Origin of the sequence: Clostridium bornimense, assembly GCF_018917145.1 — a bacterium.
In the GTDB taxonomy this organism is placed as follows: domain Bacteria; phylum Bacillota; class Clostridia; order Clostridiales; family Clostridiaceae; genus Clostridium_AN; species Clostridium_AN bornimense_A.
In genome coordinates this window covers 1-6,166 of sequence record NZ_JAHLOD010000091.1, presented here as the reverse complement: position 1 = coordinate 6,166, position 6,166 = coordinate 1, and the positions used below count along the sequence as shown (strand labels likewise).

The window sequence follows — 6,166 nt, the reverse complement described above, 5'->3', positions numbered from 1 at the left end:
TCATTTCCTCATAATTCATATTCATAAAATCATAATCTCCCCTTTGTCATACCACTGTAATATTACTGTGTTATCACAACTATTCTATATTATTTCTTTAAATCCTTTAACTATTATTTTAAATTAAATGCAACGGCACGGAACATAAAATATAAATAATAGCAACATGACATTGACACGTTGTTATATAGTTTTTAGTAATATAGAGAATTAAATGTATCATCATAACACTATAAAACTTTTAATGAAAAATAAAAAAAGTACCCTATCCCACAAAGATTAGTACTTTTTTTATTAATTATTTAATTATCATATAAGTAGTTGTTAATGATCCTCTACTCACTCTTAGTATATATTAATTATAAAAGTTTTGATATACCAAAACTTTTATGTCATTTAATTTAAACCTTTTATTATCTATCTTTTAAATTGTAAAACCTTAAAATCAGTATTTTCTTTTTTATTTTCTAACTCTTTTTTAGCAGCTTCTATCTGATCTGCATATTTAATTTTTTTCTTTTCTACTCTTTCTATAAATGATTTCTTTACCTTTTCTATTTCATCATCACTAAGTTTTATATATTCAAATGTTTTCTTATCCAAATATTCATATGTGTTTGGATCTTCTCCCCTTAAATTTATTAAATAGTCTTCTAATAAATCTTCATTACTTAATAATAAATCTTTTCCCCATTTGTTCCTTAAATAAAAATTAATACTTCCACTTAACTTTTGCCATAAACCTTCCCTACACATAAATAGTACCCCCTTAATTTCTCTTAAAACTTTAGTATTAATTTCTAATTATTTTTATAAATTAATACTTTTATATCTTTGACACCCTTTCTTCTCGACTCTCTTCTATCGTAAGATCATCGCTCATTACACCAAAAAGAGATTTAGCCACATCCACACGCTCCTTATATGGAGTTGTCAGCTTTGCAATTATTTTACCATTTTGTGTGATATAAATCTCCTTTGTTTCTGCCATAACAATATATTTATCAAGATTTAATTTTAATTCTGTTGCAGTTATAATCATTACTCACACATCCCTTAAATATTACTTTAAAATATATTATATTTGTACAATTTATTATTCTCTATAAATCCTCTGTTAAAACTTTAATGTATACTGAAAAATATTTTTAGCAAGATACGTATTTGTCTGACAAATACCACACTTGTTAGGCATAACCCTAATACCCTACTATATATCACATATTTTTCGTGTGTTTTTCGTGTGAATTTTATATATTTTTTATATATTTCTCATGTACTTTTCATGTGTTTTTTATGTGTTTTTTATGTAAAATATGTATAAATACATCATTATAAACAAACTTAAACCCATTCATTTAGTAAGTAAAAAATCCATAGATTTAAACTATGACTTTCATATCTGCTTATTTTTATTTTTTAATTCACTTTATAGCCTTTAAATTCACTATATCCTTATAATTTTTAGCTGTTACTAATTCCACAGTAGATAAATCATCTCTTATTCCATCAATTTTACTTAACATCTCACTTCTAAACTCTGTTAACTTTGCTGTTTGTTCAACTACACCGTCAAGCTTTTTTTCAATTCTTTCAAGTCGATCATTTATTGGTTTTAATTTATCATCAAACAAATTACTAAATGCTTCTAACATTTCCTTATCCATTCTTAATCCACTCCTTCATCAATATCTATATTATATCTAAAAATCAAATAGAAAAATACCACTAATATTCACCATTAATTTTATTTTTCTAAATTCATAAATTAATTAATGAAAAAATAAAAAAGGGTTATGTACTAACCTTTTTTTGTACGTAAAAATAGTTTTTTTAATTAAAAAAACTACACAAAAAGCTCCATGCAATGGCGAAACGAATAATTGACAGGATGTCAATTATAGAGTAAGTTCTCATATTGACAAAAACTCCGTTTCCGAAATATACTTTTTATTATAACTGGAGGTGTGATTATGAGTTATTCTGTTTTCAGAATCGAGGGGGTTAAAACCACCTCGGATTTACGTGGACTTGGTAAGCATAATAAAGATCGAATTAGCCATACCAATCCTGACATTGATAAATCAAAAAGTAGTGAAAATATTGATTTGATAAAATGCAATATTTCTTATAATGAGAAATTCAATCAAATTACTTCTGAAATGAAATTGCAACATGATGAACGAATGAAGACTATGAGATCTGATAGAGTTAAAAGTTTTGAGCAAAGTATTAATTCAAGTAAAAGTGATGTAGCCTGTGAAATGATCTTCACTAGTGACAAAGAATTCTTTAAAGATATGAGTAAAGATGATATAAGATCCTGGGCAGAAGAATCCTTAAATTTTGTTAAACATGATATTGGTATAGATGAAAAAAATATAATTCATGCAACATTACATATGGATGAATCTACTCCTCATTTACATGTTGTAGCTGTCCCATTAATCACCGCTTATGATAAAAGACGCAAAAAAGATATCTTAAAAATTAGTCGTGCTAAATATATCCCCGATAAAAACGCCATATCTAAGCTACAAGATAGTTATAACCTACGATTAAGGGAAAAAGGTTATGATTTAGAACGTGGTCTTGTAGGTGGCAAAATAAAGCATATAAAGACTGTTGATTATAAACATAATAAAGCTAAAGAACTTAATCAACAATTAGATAAGTCTATAGATACTCTAAATAAGCACCTAGAAGCCATCATAGAAGGTTTTGATAGCATTTATGAAATAGAACACCTTGAAAGCAAAAAAAGCTTCCTAGGTGGCAAAATGACGCTTTTAAAAGATGACTATGAAAAACTTGTTAACTTAGCTAAAAAATCTATTAAAGATTCCATTGAATTAAAAGACTTAAAAAATATAAATAAAGCATTAAAATCTCAAAATGAATATCTAAATAAATTATCTAATAATAAAACTAATAAAATTACTGAATTACAAAAACAAAATAATATACTACTTAAAAATAATAATATCCTAAAAACTAAATCATCTGCCATGTTAACTGTATTAAAAAAATATGACTTAGTTCCAGAAGCTAATAAACTACTCCAAGATCACTATAATAAAGAAAACTCTAAAAATAAAAATAATAGAAATAGAGAAAAAGATTTAAATCGATAATGCCTAGCACCTACTTGCTCCCTAGGTAAAAATACAACCTAAAATCTAAGACCGTTAAAACTTGTTTTTAGGTATATAAAATTAAACTTACTTTTAAACAAGTAAAAAGTAAGTAAGTCTTGCTCCAATACAAAAAATAAAACCCAGTAAAATAGCCAACGCACATAAAAAATTACCTTGCACACAGCCTACAAAAACTAAGAAAAAAACGACCTATATGCAATACCGTGTGCAAGGCCCTGTGTAAAGTAAAACTCTACCCATATAGACAAGAAAAAGAACAGGTACTACGTACCCTATAATACAAGCCGAGAAAATTTTGCACCTTTTTTTTGTAGCCATTTTTTATCTTATTAGACTACATGTTTTAATTGATTTTTACCTATAATTATCTTATAATACAAAAGAACAAGGTTATATTAAGCCCTGTTCTTTTAAATATTTTACATCATTTATACATGTACGTTTAGATATGTTTAATTGTACACATATATCTTTTTGTTTAAGACCTTCTGCTAAAAGGTCTTTTATTTTTTTTCTTCTTTGTGATATTTTTTCTTTTTCAGTTAATTGACCTTGTTTCTTTAACTGAGCCTTATATTTATTTTTTTGATATTCTCTATCTCTTCTCTTATATTCCTTTTTAGAAATTATAGTAGTCATGTATGTTTCTTCATGCTCTGTAATCTCTAATAGTTCTATTAATGTTTCATTTTTGTATTTATAATCTTTATTTTTGTCATTATAAACTCTTTCTGCACTTCTAGTAGCTCTTGTAGCTTCATTTACTCCTAATGGTGATATAAATTCACTATTAAGTTCTAACGTATCCTCTAAAGCTTTTTCAGTGTCTTCTAAGAAATAACATAGATAGTATCTATACAAAAATAATATCATTTCTCTATGACCCCTTAGGTCATATTCTCTTAATTCACATAGCTTTATTATATCTTTTATTCTTGCATAATAAAGGCTTCTCTCTCTATGAATAAATACTGTTTTCTTCGGTCGCCCTTTTTTCTTATCTTTCTTTTCTCCAAGCTCTGGTAAATACTCATTTTGTATTTCTCTTAAATCATATATATAGTTATATTGATCTATTACTGTTACTACACTATTTGATTTAGAATTAATACTTCCTGGTACTCTTAAAACTCTCGTTGGATCTAAAGCTTGTCTATCTGCTCCGAAATGCTTTAAAACTCTATATAAGTATTCTTCCACCGCTTTCCACAAAGGTAATCCTTTGCTTGGCACTGCATTTATTAGCCATATTAAATATAGTCCCCTACCACTATCTATTATGTAATTAGGTCTCGGAATACTTTTATTAAAATAATTTGCTTCCAGATCCATTAGTATCTGTGTCTTAGTCAATTTTGTTTTATAAATATCTAAATCTATAAAATGAGCTTTCAGTTCCTTTAAACATTCTATCCTCCGGTAAGTAGTATAAAAAGTATTTAAACTTATATATGTATTCTCCTTATCGAAATCCTGTTGTAAAAGCTCCGAAAACTTGTAATGCCATTGACTATAGCTACCGCTATTTATTTCAGCCTTTGTAATCCAACCTTTACTATTCTGATGAACCATATTTATATATTCGCTATGCTCTTCTTCATATTCAATTTTCTTTAAAGCTTCTCCCAATATTTCACCCCCTTTGTTAGCTATTTTAAATTATATCATACTTTTTTCTAAAACCTATCCATACCTTATTTATCATATACTCCATTTAATGCTCTGCTAACTACACAAGTACTTACCCCTACTTCTTGTGCAACCTTTCTATAACTTATTCCTTTACTCCTTAACTCCTTTATCTTAATTACTTGTTCATCTGTTACCTTTCTAGTGTTAACTGGTACCTTTGCTTTCAAAGATTCAATTTCTTCTTTTAACTTTCTATTTTCTTCTTGCAGCTCTACAATCTGATCTCCAAATCTAAACTTCTCTAATTCCTCCTTATTTTTAATACTTTCTTCTTTCAACTCATCAAAAAGACTTTTTAATTTAAAATATCTTTTTTCATATCCACATTCACAATACATTTTAATCTCCTGTATTATTAGTTTTATTTCTGTATTAATATATAATATAACACTTTGAATAATTTAATCAAGTTGATAACTCAACTTGATTAACCTTAATATCTAATTAGAATAACTTACAACTAAAAAAATTTAATTTTAATTATTCTCATTTTCTTCCTTATTAATTTAAAGTTGTTCTTTATAACTTCAACCCTTTATTACTTGCTTCTATTGTGTATATACCTACTCTTTGCTTTCTTATGTAACAATAATCTGTTGTTTTATCAACAATTTCAATAACTCTTTTTTATACATTTTGTAACCTTAACATATAAAAAAGAGTTATTCTAAAATAACTCTTTTTTATTCCGTATTTTAATTTTAAAATAGGATACTAATCTTAATACTTAGTCTTCTATCTTATCTAAAACTTATATAAGATAATCTTAAAAAATTGTATATGTATAATTCATTATTTTAACGTTACCTTCAAATTTATTACTTTCTACATTCACATAAAAATCATCACTAGAATTTACCATTACCCACTTTGTCACCTTGTCTCCATTTTTTATTTTAAAAGACTTAATCTCTTCTAAATCGCTATTAGTTACTTTAACATTAACCTTATCTTTTGAGTCACTTTCATTTGCTTCACAACTAACTTCAATCCTCAATAATACAATCTTATTTGTATTAGTTATTATATAACTATTATTCCCACCATCTCCTGCAAACCACCTTTCACCACTATCCTTTTGCTCTTTACTACTACAAATGGAGTACCCATATCCTATTAATATTACTAAAATAATAACTACTATAAATAATATAATTCTTTTTTTTCTAATCATTTATATTGTTCTCCTTTATTTCCCCATCTTCAATATATAAAACTTTGTTGCACTTTTTAGCCACTTTACTATCATGAGTTATTATTATTATTGTTTTTCCTTCATCATTAAATTTCTTCAATAACTCCATTATTTTCTCCAT

7 protein-coding genes are annotated in these 6,166 nt (G+C 26.4%); 1 reads left to right on the top strand and 6 read right to left on the bottom strand.

All coding sequences use genetic code 11. The features are described 5' to 3' along the window. Nucleotides 1-417: 417 nt before the first annotated feature. From KQI30_RS16365 to KQI30_RS16355, 3 genes are all read right to left on the bottom strand, one after another. Entirely contained in the window at nucleotides 418-756 is a 339-nt protein-coding gene (locus KQI30_RS16365; RefSeq protein WP_216464417.1) for a hypothetical protein, read from the bottom strand. 70 nt (nucleotides 757-826) lie between these two features. Then, on the bottom strand, nucleotides 827-1,042 hold the full coding sequence (locus KQI30_RS16360) for a type II toxin-antitoxin system prevent-host-death family antitoxin (protein ID WP_216464416.1): 216 nt from the start codon (nucleotides 1,040-1,042) through the stop codon (nucleotides 827-829). Nucleotides 1,043-1,424: 382 nt separating this feature from the next. Next, the gene (locus KQI30_RS16355; protein ID WP_216464415.1) at nucleotides 1,425-1,667 is read right to left on the bottom strand and encodes a plasmid stabilization protein; all 243 of its coding nucleotides are present in this window, start codon (nucleotides 1,665-1,667) and stop codon (nucleotides 1,425-1,427) included. 306 nt (nucleotides 1,668-1,973) lie between these two features. On the opposite strand from KQI30_RS16355, the gene mobV reads away from it, so the two are divergent. Continuing rightward, complete coding sequence (mobV, locus tag KQI30_RS16350; protein ID WP_216464414.1) at nucleotides 1,974-3,134, top strand: MobV family relaxase; 1,161 nt, start codon at nucleotides 1,974-1,976, stop codon at nucleotides 3,132-3,134. Between the two features lie 414 nt (nucleotides 3,135-3,548). Here the strand turns inward: mobV and KQI30_RS16345 are convergent, their stop codons facing one another. The 3 genes from KQI30_RS16345 to KQI30_RS16335 all read right to left on the bottom strand — a co-directional run bounded on the left by KQI30_RS16345 (nucleotide 3,549) and on the right by KQI30_RS16335 (nucleotide 6,024). After that, on the bottom strand, nucleotides 3,549-4,787 hold the full coding sequence (locus KQI30_RS16345; protein WP_253287553.1) for a DNA-binding response regulator: 1,239 nt from the start codon (nucleotides 4,785-4,787) through the stop codon (nucleotides 3,549-3,551). Between the two features lie 65 nt (nucleotides 4,788-4,852). Next, nucleotides 4,853-5,188 carry a hypothetical protein gene (locus tag KQI30_RS16340; RefSeq protein WP_216464413.1) on the bottom strand — a complete coding sequence of 112 codons (336 nt, stop codon included), beginning with the start codon at nucleotides 5,186-5,188 and terminating at the stop codon, nucleotides 4,853-4,855. A 428-nt stretch (nucleotides 5,189-5,616) separates the two neighbouring features. Beyond that, a complete protein-coding gene (locus tag KQI30_RS16335; protein ID WP_216464412.1) occupies nucleotides 5,617-6,024 on the bottom strand; it encodes a hypothetical protein in 408 nt (135 codons plus the stop codon). Nucleotides 6,025-6,166: the final 142 nt, after the last annotated feature.